The sequence below is a fragment of the Herbaspirillum sp. NPDC101396 genome, from assembly GCF_044767365.1.
GTDB lineage: Bacteria > Pseudomonadota > Gammaproteobacteria > Burkholderiales > Burkholderiaceae_D > Herbaspirillum.
Genome location: NZ_JBIWNT010000002.1, coordinates 101,936 through 120,360, shown reverse-complemented (window position 1 = coordinate 120,360; position 18,425 = coordinate 101,936). Strand labels below are relative to the sequence as shown.

15 protein-coding genes are annotated in these 18,425 nt (G+C 64.2%); 7 read left to right on the top strand and 8 right to left on the bottom strand.

Annotated elements, in window-relative coordinates; genetic code table 11:
* Positions 1–153: 153 nt before the first annotated feature.
* The 4 genes from ACIROY_RS05455 (at position 154) to ACIROY_RS05440 (ending at position 4,653) form a co-directional block, all read left to right on the top strand.
* Positions 154–1,587 (top strand): PLP-dependent aminotransferase family protein, encoded by a 1,434-nt coding sequence (locus ACIROY_RS05455; protein WP_402277519.1) that lies wholly within the window; start codon positions 154–156, stop codon positions 1,585–1,587.
* A gap of 124 nt (positions 1,588–1,711) precedes the next feature.
* Positions 1,712–2,167: a carboxymuconolactone decarboxylase family protein gene (locus ACIROY_RS05450; RefSeq protein ID WP_402340331.1), complete on the top strand. Its 456-nt coding sequence runs from the start codon at positions 1,712–1,714 to the stop codon at positions 2,165–2,167.
* Positions 2,168–2,226: 59 nt separating this feature from the next.
* Positions 2,227–2,547 (top strand): DMT family transporter, encoded by a 321-nt coding sequence (locus ACIROY_RS05445; RefSeq protein ID WP_402277523.1) that lies wholly within the window; start codon positions 2,227–2,229, stop codon positions 2,545–2,547.
* Positions 2,548–2,727: 180 nt separating this feature from the next.
* Positions 2,728–4,653: a PAS domain S-box protein gene (locus ACIROY_RS05440; protein WP_402277525.1), complete on the top strand. Its 1,926-nt coding sequence runs from the start codon at positions 2,728–2,730 to the stop codon at positions 4,651–4,653.
* A 10-nt stretch (positions 4,654–4,663) separates the two neighbouring features.
* On the opposite strand, the gene ACIROY_RS05435 is transcribed toward ACIROY_RS05440, so the two are convergent.
* The gene (locus tag ACIROY_RS05435) at positions 4,664–5,227 is read right to left on the bottom strand and encodes a hypothetical protein (RefSeq protein WP_402340328.1); all 564 of its coding nucleotides are present in this window, start codon (positions 5,225–5,227) and stop codon (positions 4,664–4,666) included.
* A gap of 323 nt (positions 5,228–5,550) precedes the next feature.
* On the opposite strand from ACIROY_RS05435, the gene ACIROY_RS05430 reads away from it, so the two are divergent.
* Both ACIROY_RS05430 and ACIROY_RS05425 read left to right on the top strand, forming a co-directional pair.
* Positions 5,551–5,946: a hypothetical protein gene (locus ACIROY_RS05430; protein WP_402277527.1), complete on the top strand. Its 396-nt coding sequence runs from the start codon at positions 5,551–5,553 to the stop codon at positions 5,944–5,946.
* A 489-nt stretch (positions 5,947–6,435) separates the two neighbouring features.
* Complete coding sequence (locus tag ACIROY_RS05425) at positions 6,436–7,806, top strand: iron-containing redox enzyme family protein (protein ID WP_402340326.1); 1,371 nt, start codon at positions 6,436–6,438, stop codon at positions 7,804–7,806.
* Positions 7,807–7,809: 3 nt separating this feature from the next.
* Here the strand turns inward: ACIROY_RS05425 and pdeM are convergent, their stop codons facing one another.
* From pdeM to ACIROY_RS05405, 4 genes are read right to left on the bottom strand one after another with little or no spacing between them, the layout of a single operon-like run.
* Positions 7,810–8,493 carry a ligase-associated DNA damage response endonuclease PdeM gene (gene pdeM, locus ACIROY_RS05420; RefSeq protein WP_402340323.1) on the bottom strand — a complete coding sequence of 228 codons (684 nt, stop codon included), beginning with the start codon at positions 8,491–8,493 and terminating at the stop codon, positions 7,810–7,812.
* Positions 8,490–11,060, bottom strand: coding sequence for a ligase-associated DNA damage response DEXH box helicase (locus tag ACIROY_RS05415; protein ID WP_402340321.1), 2,571 nt, complete (start codon positions 11,058–11,060; stop codon positions 8,490–8,492). Before ACIROY_RS05415 ends, pdeM begins: the two co-directional genes overlap by 4 nt.
* Positions 11,041–12,711 carry an ATP-dependent DNA ligase gene (locus ACIROY_RS05410; RefSeq protein WP_402340318.1) on the bottom strand — a complete coding sequence of 557 codons (1,671 nt, stop codon included), beginning with the start codon at positions 12,709–12,711 and terminating at the stop codon, positions 11,041–11,043. The genes ACIROY_RS05415 and ACIROY_RS05410 overlap by 20 nt, the downstream gene beginning before the upstream one ends.
* Positions 12,704–13,774: a ligase-associated DNA damage response exonuclease gene (locus tag ACIROY_RS05405; RefSeq protein ID WP_402340315.1), complete on the bottom strand. Its 1,071-nt coding sequence runs from the start codon at positions 13,772–13,774 to the stop codon at positions 12,704–12,706. Before ACIROY_RS05405 ends, ACIROY_RS05410 begins: the two co-directional genes overlap by 8 nt.
* Positions 13,775–13,977: 203 nt before the next feature.
* Between ACIROY_RS05405 and ACIROY_RS05400 the strand changes: the two genes are divergently transcribed.
* On the top strand, positions 13,978–15,018 hold the full coding sequence (locus ACIROY_RS05400; RefSeq protein ID WP_402340312.1) for a hypothetical protein: 1,041 nt from the start codon (positions 13,978–13,980) through the stop codon (positions 15,016–15,018).
* Positions 15,019–15,188: 170 nt separating this feature from the next.
* On the opposite strand, the gene ACIROY_RS05395 is transcribed toward ACIROY_RS05400, so the two are convergent.
* From ACIROY_RS05395 to ACIROY_RS05385, 3 genes are all read right to left on the bottom strand, one after another.
* Entirely contained in the window at positions 15,189–16,262 is a 1,074-nt protein-coding gene (locus tag ACIROY_RS05395) for an adenosine deaminase (RefSeq protein ID WP_402341382.1), read from the bottom strand.
* A 141-nt stretch (positions 16,263–16,403) separates the two neighbouring features.
* A complete protein-coding gene (locus tag ACIROY_RS05390; protein WP_402340309.1) occupies positions 16,404–17,369 on the bottom strand; it encodes a nucleoside hydrolase in 966 nt (321 codons plus the stop codon).
* Between the two features lie 38 nt (positions 17,370–17,407).
* Positions 17,408–18,424, bottom strand: a complete 1,017-nt coding sequence (locus tag ACIROY_RS05385; RefSeq protein ID WP_402340306.1) for an ABC transporter ATP-binding protein — start codon at positions 18,422–18,424, stop codon at positions 17,408–17,410.
* Position 18,425 lies beyond the last annotated feature (1 nt).

The following is an 18,425-nucleotide window of genomic DNA, read 5'->3' as shown; positions in this document are numbered from 1 at the left end:
CGTTCATTCTAAAAAATCCATGCCCCATCTCCAAGATCCATGAATCTGCATTCTGATTGATCCATGATGACTCGAATCCACCTTGCCTGTACCCCCGACCGGTAGCATCATGGCATCATCGTTTTTCAACATCTGTATAACTGTTGCCAGACCATGTCCTCCGCCAAAAGCAAGCCCGCCCACCCCGTCAATCCTCTTGCGCCCCTGGATCCGCAGGCGGCCGCACCGTATTACCGCCAGATCTACGACCGCTTCCGCAGCGCCATCGCCGCCGGCGTGCTCAAGCCGGGCGACCGCATTCCATCGGCGCGCGCGCTGACCCAGGAGTTGGGGCTGGCGCGCGGCACCATCGAGGCGGCCTATTCGCTGCTGGCGGCGGAAGGCTATATCCAGGCGCGCGGCCAGGCCGGCACCATCGTCACGCCCGATCTCAAACCACGCCTGGCCGGCGCTGAACTGCCCGCGCCGAAGCAGGCGCTGGTCAGCAGCTTCCGGCCTGACTCCATCCTGCCGTTCCAGATGGGACTGCCGGCGCTGGACGCCTTCCCGCGCAAGATCTGGGCGCGACTGGGAGCGCGCTGCGTGCGCGCCATGCAGGCCGCCGACATGGCGCATCCGTCGGTCTACGGCTTGCCGGCGCTGCGTGCCGAGATCGCCTCTTACCTGCAACTGTCGCGCGGCATCAATTGCTCGCCAGCGCAGGTGTTCGTCACGGCGGGCTACCGCCACACGATGGAATTGATCGGTCACGCTTTGTTCAACACCGGCGACCGCATCTGGGTCGAAGATCCCGGCTACCCGCCGACGCGCGAACTGCTCACGCACATGGGCATGAGCGCCGTGCCGGTGCCGGTCGACGAAGACGGCATGCAGGTCGCACACGGCATCTCGGCCGCGCCCAGGGCGCGCGCAGCAGTGGTCACGCCGGCGCACCAGAGTCCGTTGTGCGTCGCACTGTCGCTGCCGCGGCGGCTGGCGCTGCTGGAATGGGCGGCGCGCAACGACAGCTGGATCGTCGAGGACGATTACGACGGCGAATACCGCTACGTCAGCCGTCCGCTGCCGGCGCTCAAGAGCCTCGACCGCGACGGCCGTGTGCTGTATGCGGGAACCTTCAGCAAGGTCCTGTTCCCGAGCATGCGACTGGCCTATCTGGTGGTGCCGGAGTCGCAGGTCGAACGCTTCGCCGGAGTCAGCCAAGTGTTCGCAGCGGGGATTCCGGCGCTGACGCAGGAGATCGTCACCGCCTTCATCGCCGAGGGGCATTTCGCCCGCCACATCCAGCGCATGCGCAAGCTTTACGCCGAACGCCGCGACGCCGTCCGCAGCGGCCTTGAGCGCGTGCTCGGCAAGCACATCCGCATTGAATCACCGCCCGGCGGCATGCACCTGATCCTGCGCCTGCGCGGCCGCGTGTCGGACCGCAAGCTGGTGGCGCGCATGCGTGAGGACGGCCTGTACGCCGAAGCGCTGACTGACTGGACCACCGACGGCGCGCGCGTGCCGGCGCTGCTGGTCAATTTCACCAACGTCGCTTCCGAAGCCGCCGCCGAGGCGCTGGGACGGCGCATCCTGGCGCTGCTGTAAGAGGTGATCCGCACGCCCGCACGCCAAATCATGGTCCACAAACCAAGTCCATTTATGGATCTTCCGGACTAGGCCAAGCCGGCGCACCATGGAGTCTCTTCATTGACAAACACAAGGACTCATCATGAACAAGCGCATCGACTACGCCAACGCCTCGCCTGACACCTACAAGGCTTTCGGCGGCGTCTACTCCTCCCTGCTCAAAGGCAGCCTGCCCAAGGCGCTGATCGATCTGGTCTATCTGCGCGTGTCGCAGATCAACGGCTGCGCCTTCTGCATCGACATGCATACCCGCGACCTGCTCAAGTCCGGCCTGGCCATCGACAAGCTGGTGCTGGTGCCGGTCTGGCATGAAGGCGGCGCCTTGTTCAGCGCCCGCGAACGCGCCGCGCTGGCCTGGGCCGAAAGCGTGACCCGCGTGGCCGACACCGGCGTGCCAGACGCCCACTATGCCGCCGCGACGGCCGAATTCAACGACAAGGAACTGGCCGACCTCACCTACGCAATCGGCCTGATGAATGCCTTCAATCGTTTCGGTGTTGCGTTCCGTCCAGCGCCTGCTGCGGCTGTTTCCGCTTAAGTCATTTTTCACCCTCGCGCCCGGCCGCACGGCCCGGCGTATCACCACGGACATATCCCATGGCATGGCTATTCTTGAGCATTGCAGGCGTACTTGAAATCGGTTTCGCCTTCGGCATGAAGGCCTCGCTCGGCTTCACCCGCCTGATTCCTTCGCTGCTGACGGTGGCGACCGGCCTGTCCAGCGTCGTCCTGCTGTCGCTGTCCCTGCGTACGCTGCCGGTCGGCACCGGTTATGCAGTGTGGACCGGGATCGGCGCGGCCGGCACGGCGATCCTCGGCATGGCGCTGCTGGGCGACTCGACGGCGCCGTTGCGCCTGCTGTGCATCGCGCTGATTCTGGCGGGCGTGATCGGGCTCAAGCTGGTGAGCGCCAGCTGAGCTGGCGCCCGGGCACGGTCCTTGTTGCCGGGAGTCCTACACGGCGTGGAGGTTGAAAGACTGCGCCGCTCCCGGCATACTGCACCATACCCTCTGTCAGCCGACGTCGGCGAGCATGCATGCAGCGCCGTTGCGACCGGCCATGCGGCGGAGGTTCAGGATGCCAGACAAGGAACACCGATGCTCAGCAGTCAACCCGCCCACCTGGCGCTCACCGATGCGCAGCGCTTCCAGCTGATCATTTCGGCCATCCGTGACTACGCCATCTGCATGCTCGACCCACAGGGCAAGGTCACCAGCTGGAACAAAGGCGCGCAGCAATTCACCGGCTACTCCAGCGAAGATATCCTCGGTTCGCATTTTTCGGTTTTTTATACCCTGGAAGAACGCGCCGCCGGCCTGCCGCAACAAGCGCTCGACACCGCCCTGCGCGACGGCAAGTTCGAAGACGAGGGCTGGCGCCTGCGCAAGGACGGCGCGACGTACTGGGCCAGTTGCATCATCGATCCGATCGTCGCCGACAACGGCGAGCTGCTCGGCTTCGCCAAGATCATGCGCGACATCACCGAACACAAACTGGCGGCGCAGACGCTGCAAGCCAGTGAGCAGCAATTCCGCCTGCTGGTACAGGGCGTCACCGACTACGCCATCTACATGCTGTCGCCGGAAGGCAAGGTCACCAACTGGAACGCCGGCGCCCAGCGCATCAAGGGCTATGCGGCGGAAGAAGTCATCGGCACGCATTTCTCCAACTTCTACACCGAGACCGACCGCAACGACGGCCTGCCCGAGCGCGCCCTGATGACGGCCGCCGAACACGGCCGCTACGAGCAGGAAGGATTGCGCGTACGCAAGGACGGCTCAACCTTCTGGGCGCACGTGATCGTCGACGCCATCCGCAGCGAACTGGGCGACCTGATCGGCTTCGCCAAGGTCACGCGCGACGTCACGGAACGGCGCGAAACCGCCCAGGCCCTGGCGCGCGCCAATGCGGCGCTGTTCCAGTCGCAAAAGATGGAAGCGCTGGGCCAGCTCACCGGCGGCGTGGCGCATGACTTCAATAATCTGTTGGCGGTGGCGTCGAGCGGCCTGCAATTGCTGGCGGTGCAGTTTCCCGAGCTGGACAGTTCCCGCTCGATGGAAAGCATCCGCCGGGCGCTGTCGCGCGGCGCGATCCTGACCCAGCAGCTGCTGTCGTTCGCGCGGCAACAACCACTGCAGCCGGAGACACATGAAGTCAACACGCTCATCGCCGATTTCGAATCGGTGTTGCGCCGTGCGGGCAATTCGTCGATCCAGTTCGACATCCGCAAGAGCCCGGCGCCGGTCATGGTGAAGTTGGACGCCACGCGCTTCGAGACCGCCTTGCTGAATCTGGTGGTCAATGCGACGCAGGCCATGCCGGACGGCGGCAAGGTCACCATCGCCACCGAGAAAGTCACGCTGCGGGACAAAGCCGTGGGCGCGCTGCCTGGCGGTGTCTATGCCAAGATCAGCGTGGCCGACACCGGCAGCGGCATGACGCCCGAGGTGCAGGCGCGCGTGTTCGAGCCATTCTTCACCACCAAGGCTTCCGGCCAGGGCACCGGCCTGGGCCTGAGCCAGGTCTACGGTTTCATCTCGCAATCGGGCGGCGAGGTGACGCTCTCCAGCGAAGTCGGCTGCGGTTCCTGCTTCACGATTTATGTCCCTGTCGATGTCGAGGCCGACGCCACGAATGTACAGAGCACCGACCACAAGCAGCACGCGGAGACCGTGCTGATCGTCGACGACCAGATCGACCTGCTCGACATCACGGCCGAGCTGTTCCGCACCATGGGATATGAAGCTCTCACCGCCACCAACGGCGCCGAGGCTTTGGAAGTATTGGAGCGGATGCCGCAGATCGACATCCTGTTCACTGATGTGATCATGCCCAACAGCATCAGCGGCATCGAGCTGGCGCAACTGACTCGCCAGCGCCACCCATCGACCAAGATCATCCTCGCCTCGGGCCATCCGTTCCCGGCACTGACCTCCAACCAGCAATTGGGCACTGAATTCGCATTCCTCAACAAACCCTATCAGCTGTCCGATCTGGCCAAAATCCTGCGCAGCAAGGATTGACCACTGCCCGTCAGTAAGTCAGCGTCACGACCTGCGTCCGCGGTGTGGACAGTCCGGGCGGCGCCGACTCGGGCGTCACGGCGACCTCCGCCTCCGGTTTATCCAATTGCACGATCTGCACCGAACGGACCGGCGCGACGCCTTCACTGCAACTGCTATCAGCATCGCTACCGCGCGCGGGAAAGCGAATGATGCAACGCGTCAGCACTATCGCCGACACCGCCATGCTGCCGGTCGCCGTGGCTGCCGACAACGCCCCCGCGATCAGCAAGGCGCACGCCGCCAGTGCGGCGACGGTCAGGATCTTGATGGCTTTGCGCAGGGTGTTACGGCGGTGATGCAGACGCGCCGCCCCGGCGCCCAGGTCGCCCTGCTCGGCACGCCACCATGCCTCATCGGGGGTAATGGCTTCATCGCAGGCGCGCTTGCACAGGAACAGGAATTCGTCGCAGCCGCGCAACTCCTTCTCGACGCGGTTTTCCACCAGGTAAAGACGCAGTACGAAAATGGCCGCCGCCGCGATCAGGACGAATCCCGCCAGACAAGCTCCCAGCCACGGGAAATAAACTGTCACTTCATGAATCAATTCCGATTCTCCAAACGCTGATGATGGCGCGTTAGTGCCGACCTGATCATGGGGGCGCCGATGACAACATCGTAGCGATCCTTGAGCGCGCGCCCTATAGGAGAATTTCTTATTGTTGACGGGCAAGCAATCGCATTTCCCGCCTTCCCGGTGAGCAATCCGCTGACAGCGGCGGGTATGTCGACCCACAACGGGATGGGCATTGCGCCGATAGAAACAACCCCGGCTTGCAGGCAAGATGGTTTCTCGCCAACGGATCTACGGTCAAGTCCGCCGGCGTCTTCCAACGACCGGATCACGAGGAGAATTACATGTCCAATCAACAAAACGACAGCAAGCAGCAACAACCCGGCCAGGCTCAGCAAAATCAATCCCAAAAGGATCAGGCCCAGCAAGATCAGCAAAACCAGCAACGCGGCCAACAAGCCGGCCAAGGTCAGAATGCAGGACAGCAACAAGCCGGCAGCGACAAGGGCTCGCGCAATCAGCAGGACCAGAACAACGCCAGCTCCGGTCGTCAGCAAGGCAGCGCCGACAATTCCGGCAACTCCAGCATCACGCAGGGCGGCGGACGTTCGCACGAACAGGCCAACCAGCCGCAGAACAAGCAGCAAGACCAGCAGGGTTCGCGCCAGGGCCAGCAAGCCGGTTCCAGCGATCAGAACAAGCAGCAAGGCAACAATCAGGGCGGCTCCAAGCAAAGCTGATGCCCTGAGTCAAGAATAGTCTTTTGGGTTCAGGCCGCCTTCGGGGCGGCCTTTTTTATGGCAAAAAAAGAGAAGCCTCGGAACACGGTTTGCTTTTCTTTTATATGCCGAACCAATACACGCGCAGCAACCACACCGCGCCGATGCCGATCAGTGCGACCAGCGTGGCGGCAATCGTCACCGGCGCCTTCGAGTGATGTCGGATATCCATGATGCTCTCCTGATGTTTGATGTTGTATGGTGATTGGGGGACGCCGAGGATGCCTTGCCTCGCATGAGGCGACGTCCATGTGTTCACGATAGACGCTGTATCTTCCGGCGTCAGTCGGCGCACCGCTGTTATTGCAGTAAGACCATGGCGTCGGGAGGATGCTCGGATGACGCTGCTATCAGGTCTCGTCCGACTTCAAACTGCGTGATCGGCCTATTACCTTGAACGGCGCACTGCGCGAAGATGAAACCTGTCCCCTTTTTGTATCCAGAGGCACCATGGCTTCCACCGCAACAAATTTTCTCGCCCGTACCGCACCTGCGCAAAACGAAGCGACGCACGCATCCAGCTCGGTTCTCTACCGTGCCTTGTCCATCCCCAAACCATCTCGAATGGCGCGCGAAGACGGCGCCCGCTATCTGCAGGCGCAACTGGAACTGGCGCGCGACTTGCCCTGCGACATGCCGGATTCGCCCGACGATTTGCAGGCATGGGTAAGCGAACGTGTTGCGCACGTCGGCGAGCAATACGCGGCTTATCTGTCGGCACGCAAGGACGGCGCGCCGCGCCGTTACTTCCCGACGCGCTCGCATGCACTTAATTTCATCCGTGCAGTGGCGCCTACCAAGCTGGTGGACGGCTCCTGGCTGTACGGCACGCTGGCGTACTGGGAAGACCCGGACTTCCGTCCGCTAATCCTGACCTATCTGGAAGAACTCGGAGACGGCGATCCGGCCATGAATCACGTCACGCTCTACAAGAAGCTGCTGGCCGCGCACGACTGCGATGACTGGCAGGATCTGTCCGACGAGCATTTCGTGCAAGGCGCGATCCAGCTGGCGCTCGGTTATCAGACCGAACGATTCCTGCCCGAGGTAATCGGCTACAACCTTGGCTACGAGCAACTGCCCCTGCATTTGCTGATCAGCGCCTATGAACTCAACGAGCTTGGCATCGACCCGTATTACTTCACGCTGCATGTGACCATCGACAATGCATCCACCGGCCACGCCCACAAGGCAGCGCAGGCGGTGGCGGACATCGCCGCGCGGCAGGACGACCCCGCCGCGTTTTACCGGCGCGTGCGCGACGGCTATCGTCTCAACGATCTGGGCATGAGCACCAATGCGGTCATTGCCGGCTTCGATCCCGAGCGTGCGCTGGTCGCCGTATTGCAGGACAAGGCCACGGTCGGTCGCAACATGCATTCGGACTATTGCCGCTTCGCCGGCAAGACGGTCAATGAATGGCTGGATAATCCGGAAGACGCCGGCCGCTTCCTGTACGAACTGGAACGCGCGGGCTGGATCAAGCGCGGCAGCGATCCTGAGGAGAGCCGCTTCTGGCGACTCATCAACGGCGCGGGGGCGGAGATGTTCGGCGTCTTCAGTCCACGCGAAGAGCAACTGTTGCGCGACTGGATCACGCGCGCCGATGGCAACAGCCGCGGCATGACTCACCGTGCAGCTGCACGGGTGCGGGCGACGCGCGAGGCTGTGAACGGTCGCACCGGCATGCGTCTTGTCGGCGCAGACCATGCAACAAGCAACGATCCGACAACGCTGATCACTGCGCTGTCTCCCGGCGCGCATCACTCGGCGCAAGGACTGCAGGCGACGCGCATGTTCAGCGTCGCACTGCGCGGCTGATCTTCAGACCTGCCGCGGATAGATAAACACGCGGTCATCGGTGCAGACGAACAATTGTTCGTCCTGCCCGCCGCGTATTTCATACCCGCCGGTGAACGCACCGAATGCCGGCAGCGTTGCCTGTTTCTCGCCAAAGACGAAGCACGGCAACCGCAGCGAATCACGCCCCACCGCCAGCCGCACGACGGGATGCACGTGTCCCGCCAGCACGTACGCTCCGGTCAATTCTTGCGGGTGATGACACAGGGCCAGCGGACCCACCTGCCATGGTTCGTCGACAACATGCACTGCGAGCTGCGCGGGCGGATCGCCGGCGTGGAGATCGTGATTGCCGCGCACCAGCGTCAACTTCATATCAGGGTGATGCTCGCGCCAGCGCTGCAACGCCATCAACGTCGCAGGGGCGCGCGCAGTTCTGGCGTGCAAGAAGTCGCCGAGGAAGACGATGTGCCGGACCTCGTGCGCCGCAATCAGCGCATCCAGCGCATCGAGGTTGGCGCGGGTGGTGCCGTGCGGCACCGGGATGCCGCCGGCGCGAAATGCCGCCGCCTTGCCGAAATGAATGTCCGCCACGATCAGCATCTTGCGCGTGCGCCATAGCACGGCGCGCTGCGGCAACAGGCTGAGTTGCTCGCCGAGCACGATGATGTCCAGAGCACCGCCGGGAGTCGAATGGTTTGCTGTCATCGCAACGCCGCCTTTTCCAGTTCCTGCAACATGCGCGCCACGCGGTCACTGAGCTTTTCGGTCGACAGTTTCTCGCGGAAGCGCTCCACCATCAGCGGGAATCCGAACGGCGTCGCCCGCGTGATGCTGCACACCTGCAGGCTGCGGCCGCGCAATTCTGCCAGCGTCTCGCGCAGTCTCTGCAATTCCAGTTCCTGCTCCAGCACTTCGGTCTGCGCCTGCGTCAGCAGCAGGTTGCCGGCGTCGTGCTTGCGGAACACTTCAAAGAAAAGGCTGGCCGAGGCCTGTAGCTGGCGCGTGCTTTTAGGCTGGCCGGGGAAGCCCTGAAACACCAGTCCGGAGATGCGCGCGATTTCACGGAAGCGGCGCTGCGTGAGTTCAGTCGCGTTGAGGCTGGCGATGACGTCTTGCAGCAGATTTTCTGACGAGAACAAGGCGCCGCCCATGTCCGAGTCCGGAAATATTTCCGCGATGTCGACCGGCGTCACGCTCAGCAACTCGAAGCCATAGTCGTTGACCGCAATTGAAAACGTCGCGGCGCGCCGCTGCGCCAGCCGGTAAGAGATCAACGCCGCCAGACCCACATGCACCAGCCGGCCGGCGAAGGGATAAAAGAACAGATGATGACCTTCGCGGCTGTGCAAATGCTCAACCACCAGCTTGCGGGCGGTGGGCAACGCCGACCATTGCTGCTGCAAGGCCAGCAAGGGTTTCACCGCCTGCATTTCGGGGCCGGAATAATCGTCATGCGCGGCCTCTTCCAGGCAATCAAGCACCGCATGCGCCAGCGTCGAAGACAGCGGCATGCGGCCGCCCTGCCAACGCGGCACCGCCCCCGAACCACTGGTGGCGCGCCGCACATAGGCGGTCATCTCATGCACGCGCACGAACTCGAGCATGCGGCCGCCGAACAGGAAGCGGTCACCCGCGCGCAGGCGTGCGATGAAGCCTTCCTCGATGGTGCCAATACGTGCACCGCGCAGGTATTGCACCTGCATGCTGGCGTCGGACACGATGGTGCCGATGCTCATGCGATGGCGGCGCGCAATCGCCGCATCCGGCACGCGATACACGCCATCGGCGTCGGGCACCACGCGCTGATACTCGGGATAAGCGGTCAGGCTCTGGCCGCCGCGCGCGACGAAATCGAGCGCCCATTGCCACTGGTCGGGACGCAGCGCGCGATAGGAGTACGCAGTCCGCACCTCGTCAAATAATTCCTGCGAGCGGAAGCCGCCGCCCAGCCCGATCGTCACCAGGTGCTGGACGAGCACGTCGAGCGGCGTCTCCGGCACCGGTCGCTGTTCCACCTGGCCGGCGGCAACCGCATGGCGCGCACCGGCGGCTTCCAGCAATTCCAGCGTATTGGTCGGCACCAGCGTCACGCGCGATACACGGCCGGGCGAATGGCCGCTGCGGCCCGCGCGTTGCAACAGGCGCGCCACGCCGCGCGCGCTGCCGATCTGAAGCACCCGCTCGACCGGCGCGAAGTCGACGCCGAGGTCGAGGCTGGACGTGCAGACCACCGCCTTGAGTTGCCCGTTCTTGATCGCCAGCTCAACCCATTCGCGCACTTCGCGATCCAGCGAGCCGTGATGCAGCGCGATCAGGCCGGCCCAGTCGGGCCGCGCCGCAAGCAGGTTCTGGTACCACAGCTCGGCCTGCGAACGGGTATTGGTGAACACCAGCGTGCTGGCGTGACGATCGATCTCGGCGACAACCGCCGGCAGCATCTGCAGGCCGAGATGGCCGGCCCAGGCGAAGCGCGAGGGATGCTCCGGAATCAGGGTGTCGACCACGATCTTCTTGCGGGTCTTGCCCTGCACCAGCACGCCGCGGTCGACGCCGAGCAAGGCGTCCTTGGACTGCTGCAGGTTGCCCAGCGTGGCCGACAGTCCCCACACCATCAGGTCCGGCCGCCAGCGGCGCAAGCGCGCCAGCGCCAGTTGCGTCTGCACGCCGCGCTTGCTGCCCATGAGCTCATGCCATTCATCGACGATGATGGCGTCGAGCTTGCCGAAGCGCGCCGCCGCATCGTCCTGGCTCAGCAACAACGACAGGCTCTCGGGCGTGGTGATCAGCGTGCTCGGCAAGCTGCGCAGCTGGCGCGCGCGTTCGCTGCCGGAGGTGTCGCCGGTGCGGCTGCCGATGGTCCATGTCGGCAACAAGGCGCTCAGCGGCGCTTCCAGTGCGCGCGCGGTGTCCGCCGCGAGCGCGCGCATCGGCGTGATCCAGAGGATGCGCAGGCCGGTCTGGTTGACCGCTTTGGCGCGCTTGGCAGCGGGGACGGGGATGGGAGCGGCAAGCACAGGACCGGCTCTGCCCAACGCCGGCACGGCACGTTGCAAGGCGGCGAACCAGACCGCGTAGGTCTTGCCGGAGCCGGTGCTGGCATGCAGCAGGCCCGACTCGCCGCCCAGGGCGGCTTGCCAGGTGTCGCGCTGGAAGGCGAAGATCTTCCAGCCCTGTGCGGCGAACCAACGCTCCACCGGCGTGCTGCGCGCGCTTCCCACGGCTAGCGGAAGGTCGGCATCGGCGCCGGGGTTGTCAGTCTGTGCGCGCCGCATGCTGTCCTTCCGCTTCGTTGAGCAAGACTTGCAAGGTCGACAGGCTGTCCGCCTCCGTAATCGGCTTGTCCTCGCGGATACGCAGGATGCGCGGGAAGCGCACCGCAATGCCGGCTTTGTGGCGCGGCGAGGCGGCGATGCCCTCGAAGCCGATTTCAAACACCATGCTGGGCTTGACGCTGCGCACCGGGCCGAACTTCTCGAGGGTGCTGCTGCGGATGAGGCGATCGACGCGCGCGATCTCGGCGTCGGTCAATCCCGAATAGGCCTTGGCGAACGGCACCAGCCGTCGTTCTCCGGCCGCGTCTTCGGCATCCCACACGGCGAAGGTGTAATCGGTATACAGCGACGCGCGCCGGCCGTGGCCGGCCTGCGCGTAGATCAGCACGGCATCGACCGAGTAGGGATCGATCTTCCACTTCCACCAGGTGCCGACGTTCTTGGTGCGGCCGATGCCGTAGTGCGCCGATTTCGCCTTGAGCATCATGCCCTCGACACCGCGTGCGCGCGAGCTTTCGCGCAGCGCGGCCAGCGCGCTCCAGTCGGCGGCTTGGTTGAGATCGATCACGGGCGCCAGAGTCAGCGCCGGGATATGTCCAGCGAGTTGTTCCAGCAGCGCGCGCCGCTCGTGCTGCGGCTTGCCGCGCAAGTCTTCGCCATCCAGTTCGAGCAGATCGTAGGCGATCAGCGCCGCCGGCAATTCGGCCAGCAGTTTGGCGGATAAGGTCTTGCGGCCGATGCGCTTTTGCAGGTCGGCGAACGGGGCAATCACACCATTGTTCCCCTCACCGCGCCGGATCACGATTTCGCCGTCGATGACCGCGCCTTCAGGCAGCGGCAACTGCGCCAGTTCCGGAAACCGTTCGGTGATCAGCTCTTCGCCGCGCGACCATAGCCAGCTGCGTCCTTCGCGATGCACCAGCTGGGCGCGGATACCGTCGTATTTCCATTCGACCTGCCAGTCGCCCAGGTCACCCAGGGTGGCCGGATCGGCCAGCAAGGGATGCGCCAGGAAGAACGGATAGGGCTGGCCGCCGCGGCGCTGGCGATCGGCCTCGGACGGCGGTGCGATCAGGTCGGTGAATCCTTCGGCGGTCGGGCGCGTGCTGCGGTCGGTCCAGCCGACCAGCCGCTGCGCGACGGTCTTGGCGTCGACGTCGGCGACCACGGACAGCGCACGCGTGACCAGCAACTTCGACACGCCGACACGGAAGCTGCCGCCGATCAGCTTGCTGAGCAGGAAGCGGCCCTGCCAGTCGAGCACGTCCCAATACGAAAACAGCGCCGCGCGAATGGTCTCGGCGTCGGCGCCGCGCAAGGGCGCGATGCGTTCCGTCATCCACCGGTTCAGACCCAGATCATCCTCGCGCGTGGCCGGCGGCAGGATATGGGCGATGGTTTCGGCGAGGTCGCCGACGGCCTGGTAGCACTCGTCGAACAACCACTCGTCGAGCTGCGCGTATTGCATCGCGCAGTGGCGCAGCAACTTGGTCGGCACCGCCTGGCGCGGCTTGCCGCCTGCCAGGAAATACACCGCCCAGGCCGCATCGGCGGCTTCGGCGCGGCGGAAATAGGCCTGCAGCGCGTCCAGCTTGCGGTTGGTCGCGGTGGTGGCGTCGAGCTCGGCGTAGAGGTGGGCGAAATCACGCATGATCGGATTGTCCTTCTGCAGATTCTGCAGATTCTGCAGATTCTGCAGATGTCGGCACATCTTTATCCGTCTCGATCTCTTCCTCGCCGCCATATTCGGTATCGAAGGCGCCGGCATCGAGGCCGTTCTGTTGCAGCCAGCGCACCATGATGGGAATCTGACCATGCGTGACGATGATGCGCGGCGCTCCGGTGGCGGTAATGGCGCTGAGCAGCCCGGGCCAGTCGGCGTGATCGGACAGAATGAAACCGCGATCGACGCCGCGTCGCCGGCGCGATCCGCGCAGGCGCATCCAGCCGCTGGCAAAGGCATCGCTGTAGTCGCCGAAGCGGCGCATCCACGGCGAGCCGGCGGCCGACGGCGGCGCCAGCACCAGTGCCTGTTGCAAGATGGATTTGTCGTCAACGTCGCCGACTGCCAACGTCGGCGGCAAGGCCACGCCCGCATCGCGATAGAGCGCGTTGAGCGGCGTTACCGCGCCGTGGCAGACGATGCTGCCGATGCTGGGATCAAGGCCATGCAGGATGCGCTGGGCCTTGCCGAAGGCGTAGCAGAACAGCACGCTGGTGCGCCCTTCCCCTGCATTGCGGCGCCACCAGGCATTGATGTCGTCGAAGATTTCCGCCTGCGGCTGCCAGCGATAGATCGGCATGCCGAAGGTCGATTCGGTGATGAAGGTGTCGCAGCGCACGCTCTCGAACGGCGCGCAGGTGCCGTCCTGCTCCAGCTTGTAGTCGCCCGAGGCGACCCAGACTTCGCCGCGGTATTCCATGCGCAGCTGGGCCGAGCCGAGTACGTGGCCGGCCGGGTGCAGCGACAGCGCCACACCGTTATGGGTAATCGATTCGCCGTAGCGCAAGGCGTCGAGACGGATCTCGCCGAGCCGCGCGCGCAGGATGCCTGCGCCGTCGGCCGTCGCCAGATAATGGCCGTGGCCGGTGCGGGCATGGTCGGCATGGGCGTGCGTGATCACCGCGCGGTCCACCGGACGCCACGGGTCGATGTAAAAGTCACCTGGAACGCAGTACAGGCCTTCCTTGCGCACTACGACCATGTCGCTCATGCCGCTCCGCAAAAGGATGATGGAAAGTCATTACTGTAATCAGGACGCAACACGGGCGCTGTCAGCGGACCTCCGCTTGTGGCGTCGGTCACCCTCTGGTCTGCCGCAAATCCTACGAAAGGTGACGAGATCGTCCTATGGTTGGCGGCGAACGCCGCCGGTACATTTGCTCTCGTGACAAGAACACTCTCGAGGAGAAAAACATGATTAATAGTAGCCTGCATGCACATGCAGTTGGTGGGGACGACAGCATCGCGTCCGGCGTCTCGTGGGGAGCCATCCTTGCGGGTGCGTTCGCTGCGGCGGCGTTGTCCTTCATCCTGGTGATCCTCGGCTTCGGCCTGGGATTTTCTTCGGTCTCGCCCTGGTCCGGCAACGGTCTCAGCGCACAGACCATCGGCTGGTCGACGGTAGCGTGGATTACCTTCACGCAAATCGCTGCATCAGCCATCGGTGGTTACATGGCCGGACGCCTGCGCGTGAAATGGGCCAGCGTGCATACCGATGAAGTGTATTTCCGCGACACCGCGCACGGCTTCCTGGCCTGGGCAGTGGCATCGCTGGCGACGGCGGCGTTGCTCAGCACCGCCATCGGCAGCGTGATATCGAGCGGCGCCAAAGTGGCCGGTTCGGCCGGGGCGGCAGTAGTGGCTACCGGCGCTACAGCTGCTGCCGGTGGTGTTGCAGCAGCGGATGGCAATACTGCCGATGCTGCGTCTGGCTACTTCATCGACACGTTGTTCCGCGCTCCTGCTGCAGGCTCGCAAACCGGTGCACCGGCATCAGCCGATGCAGCTCCGGTTGCGCCGCTTGCCAACGGTGCTCCTGACAGCCCACCTTTGGCGCCTGCACAACGCAATGAAGTGACGCGCATTTTCGCCAATGCGCTGCGCACCGGTGCGCTGCCGGCCGCCGACAAGACCTATGTTGCGCAAGTGATCGCCAAGCGTAGCGGCATCAGCCAGGCCGATGCGGAAAAACGCGTCGACGACACCTATGCCGCTTACAAGAAGGCCATCGACGACGCCACCACCAAGGCCAAGGAAGCTGCCGATACCGCCCGCAAGGCTGCAGCCTACGGTTCGCTGTGGATGTTCGTGGCGCTGCTGTGCGGTGCGTTCATCGCCAGCCTGGCGGCAACTTTCGGCGGTCGTCTGCGTGACCGCAAGGACCGTGTGGTGTACACGGCGGTAGAACCTACCGTCGGCGGCAACAGCACACACGAATCCGTTACTTTGACCTAAGGAGATCAGCATGGGAGCCATACTGCTTTGGTTGTTGGGAATCCCGATTCCCATCATCATCCTCATCGTGCTGCTGATGCATTGATTCAGCCGCCCACCGAGGCTTAAAAAGAGAAAAAGCCGCGCCTTTAACAGGGCGCGGCTTTTTTCATTCAGTAATAACATCCCCGTTACATGACCAGGCGGCCGCGCAGCGATTCGAACGCTGCACTCCATTCCTGCCGCCATTGCCGGCGCAGGTCGTCGGCTATCCAGGCGGCATCGAGGCCGTTGAGCATGAAGCCGTGCATGTCGTCGATGCCGAAGCCGAACTCCATCATCATCAGCCAGGCGCGCGTCGGTGTGACCAGGTGCAGCGTCGGATCGTCGGTATTCGGGTGCACGCGCAGGCCGGCGCGCACCATCGCGCGGATCGGATGATCCAGCGCCCAGCGCGCCGGCTCCAGCGTACGCAGGTAGTAGGAATTGGTCGGCACCACGGTGAAGATCATGTCGCGCTCCCGGCACTTCTGCAGGAAGGCCGGATTGTCGACCACCGTGTAGCCGTGATCGACGCGGTCGACCTTGAGCAGGTCGATGGCGCTTTCCACGTTCATCCACGGCATGCCGAATTCGCCGGCGTGGGCGGTGGTGCGGAAGCCTGCCACGCGGGCGTCGCGATAGGCTTTCCAGAACAATTCCGGCGGCCGGTCGTTCTCGCGGTAATCCATGCCGATGCCAATCACTTCGGGCTGGCGGTGCGCACACATCCATTCGACCATGGCCACTGCTTCATCGGGGCTGGCTTCGCGGTCGATGCTGGGAATCAGCCGGCCGATCACGCCGAAGTCGCGCAAGGCGTCGCGGATCGCCAGCACGATGGCGGCCTGCGCCGAGGCGTAGCTGATGCCGGAGACGCGCACGGTGCCGGTGGGGTTCCAGAAGAACTCGGTGTAGCGCACGCCGTGGCGATGCACGTCTTCCAGGTATTCGTAGGTGATGCGATGCAGGTCGGACGGCCCCTGGATCAGATGGGCGTCGAGCGCGCGCAGTACGCGCAGCACACCGACCGGCTTCTCGCCACGCGTATAAAAGGCCTCGATCTCGTCATGCGAGATGCGGTTGCCGGCCTTCACCGACAGATCGATGAAGGTCTGGCGACGCACCGCGCCGAACAGATGGCAATGCAATTCCATCTTCGGCAGCGCGCGCACGAACTGTTCCAGATTCAGGGGGCCGATTGTGTCGATGTCGGTATCAAGCATATTCATGTCCGGCAGCGACAGGACCTGCAGCAGCAGCGGCGGAAGCATCCATGGTTCTCATAAAGCGTACATCCATATTCATAGGCAAAAAACAACTGCCGCTGTCCCTGCGGCGGCAATGCAGCGACGGTAGACTGGTGACTACAGCGTGCCCAGCAACTCCTGCATCATGCAGGCCATGGCGCGTTCGCCATCGACCGTCATGGCGACCTCGACGTTGGCGGCGGCGCGGCGCGGCACGCGGAATTCGCATACCGTCATGCCGCGTGTCAGCTTGCCCTGCAGTTCGATATCCACGCGCGCAGGCTTGAAGCTGAACAGCTCGGGACGGCGCAGATAAATCGCCACCGCCGGGTCGTACATCGGCATCGGCACCGAACCATCGGGACTGCGAATACGCAGATAGGCTTCGAAATAGCCGGCCAGCCATTTGGCGCGCAGGGTGCCGAGCGCGCGCACCTGCTGCACTTCGGTTGTCGTCACCAGCAACTGGCGGCACAGGTTGAGGCCGAACATGCGCAGCGGCACGCCGGCGTTGAAGACGATGTCGGCTGCTTCCGGATCGGCGTAGATGTTGAACTCCGCCGCTGCGGTGTGATTGCCCTGGTCGGCCGAGCCGCCCATCAGGATAATCTCCTTGATTTGTGCGGCGATGTCGGGCGCGCGTTGCAAGGCAGTGGCGATGTTGGTCAGCGGCGCGATGCACATCAGCGTGAGCTGGCCCGGATGCCGGCGCACCGCTTCGATCAGCGCGTCGACGGCGTGCGGCAGCGGGCTGCGTTTTTGTTGCTGCTCCTGTTCGCGTTCGACCTGGCCGATATCCACCGTCGGCAAGGGTTCGCCGGTGGTGTCCATGCCGTCGGCGCCGAGGATGCATTGTGCAGTTTCGACGGCGCCGCTGAGCGGCGCTTCGCAGCCGGCGTACACCGGTACTTCCAGATGGTAGTGCTTGCGGATGCGCAGGGCGTTGTCGTAGGTCACCGACAGCGGGGCATTGCCGGCCACCACCGAGACGCCCAGCCATTCGACGTCGAGGTTGGCCGACAGCAGCAGCATGGCGAGCCAGTCGTCAAATCCGGGATCGGTATCGAGCCATATTTTTTGCATGATGTGTTCAGCTTGCTGGTTGTTCTTGTGAAGTGAAATCAGGCTTGCAGCAGCAAGGCCGCGCCGGCCGGCAAGGCGAAGTCGACGCTGTCGCCTTCACGCCAGCGCGCCGCAGCCGCAGCGGCCATGCCCTTGACCGGACCGACCGGCGTCTGCAGCAGGTATTCCACCGCATCGCCGAGGAAACCGCGCGACAGCACCGTGCCGTTGTAGGGACCGGAGCCGACGGTGACGCGTTCCGGACGCCAGCCGGCGCACACGGTGCCGTCCGGCGGCGCCACCGCGAACGGCAACTTGCCGCCGTCACCGTGGAGGAAGCCATCGCGATAATCGAACAGGTTTTCGAAGCCCATGAAATTGGCGACGAAGCGCGTGCGCGGCGCGTTGAAGAGGTTTTCCGGGACGTCCAGTTGCTCGATCTTGCCGCCGTTCATGACCACGATGCGGTCCGACAGCGCCAGCGCTTCTTCCTGGTCGTGCGTCACGTACAGCATGGTGATGCCCAGCTCGCGCTGGATGCGGCGCAGCTCGGCGCGCATTTGCACGCGCAGCTTGGCGTCGAGGTTGGAGAGCGGCTCGTCCAGCAGCAGCAGTTTCGGCTCGATCACGATGGCGCGCGCCAGCGCCACGCGCTGTTGCTGGCCGCCCGACATCTGCGCCGGCAGCCGCGTCTCGAAGCCGCTCAGGCCGACCGCGGCGATGACGCGCTCGACCTTGCTGCGCAGCGTGACCGCATCGACCTTGCGCAGGCGCAGGCCGAAGGCGACGTTGTCGAATACGTTCAGATGCGGGAACAGCGCATACGACTGGAACACCATGCCGATGTTGCGCTTGTTGGGCGGCAGGCGGCCGATGTCGCGACCGTCCAGCATGATGCTGCCGGCGCGCAGGTCGATCAGGCCGGCGATGGCGCGCATGGTGGTGGTCTTGCCGCAGCCGCTGGGGCCGAGCAGCGAAATCAGTTCACCCTGCTCGACCGCCAGGTCCAGTTGCTCGACGGCGGTCTTGTTCTTGCCGTAGCCGAGCGCCAGTTGATGTAGTTCGAGATAGCTCATC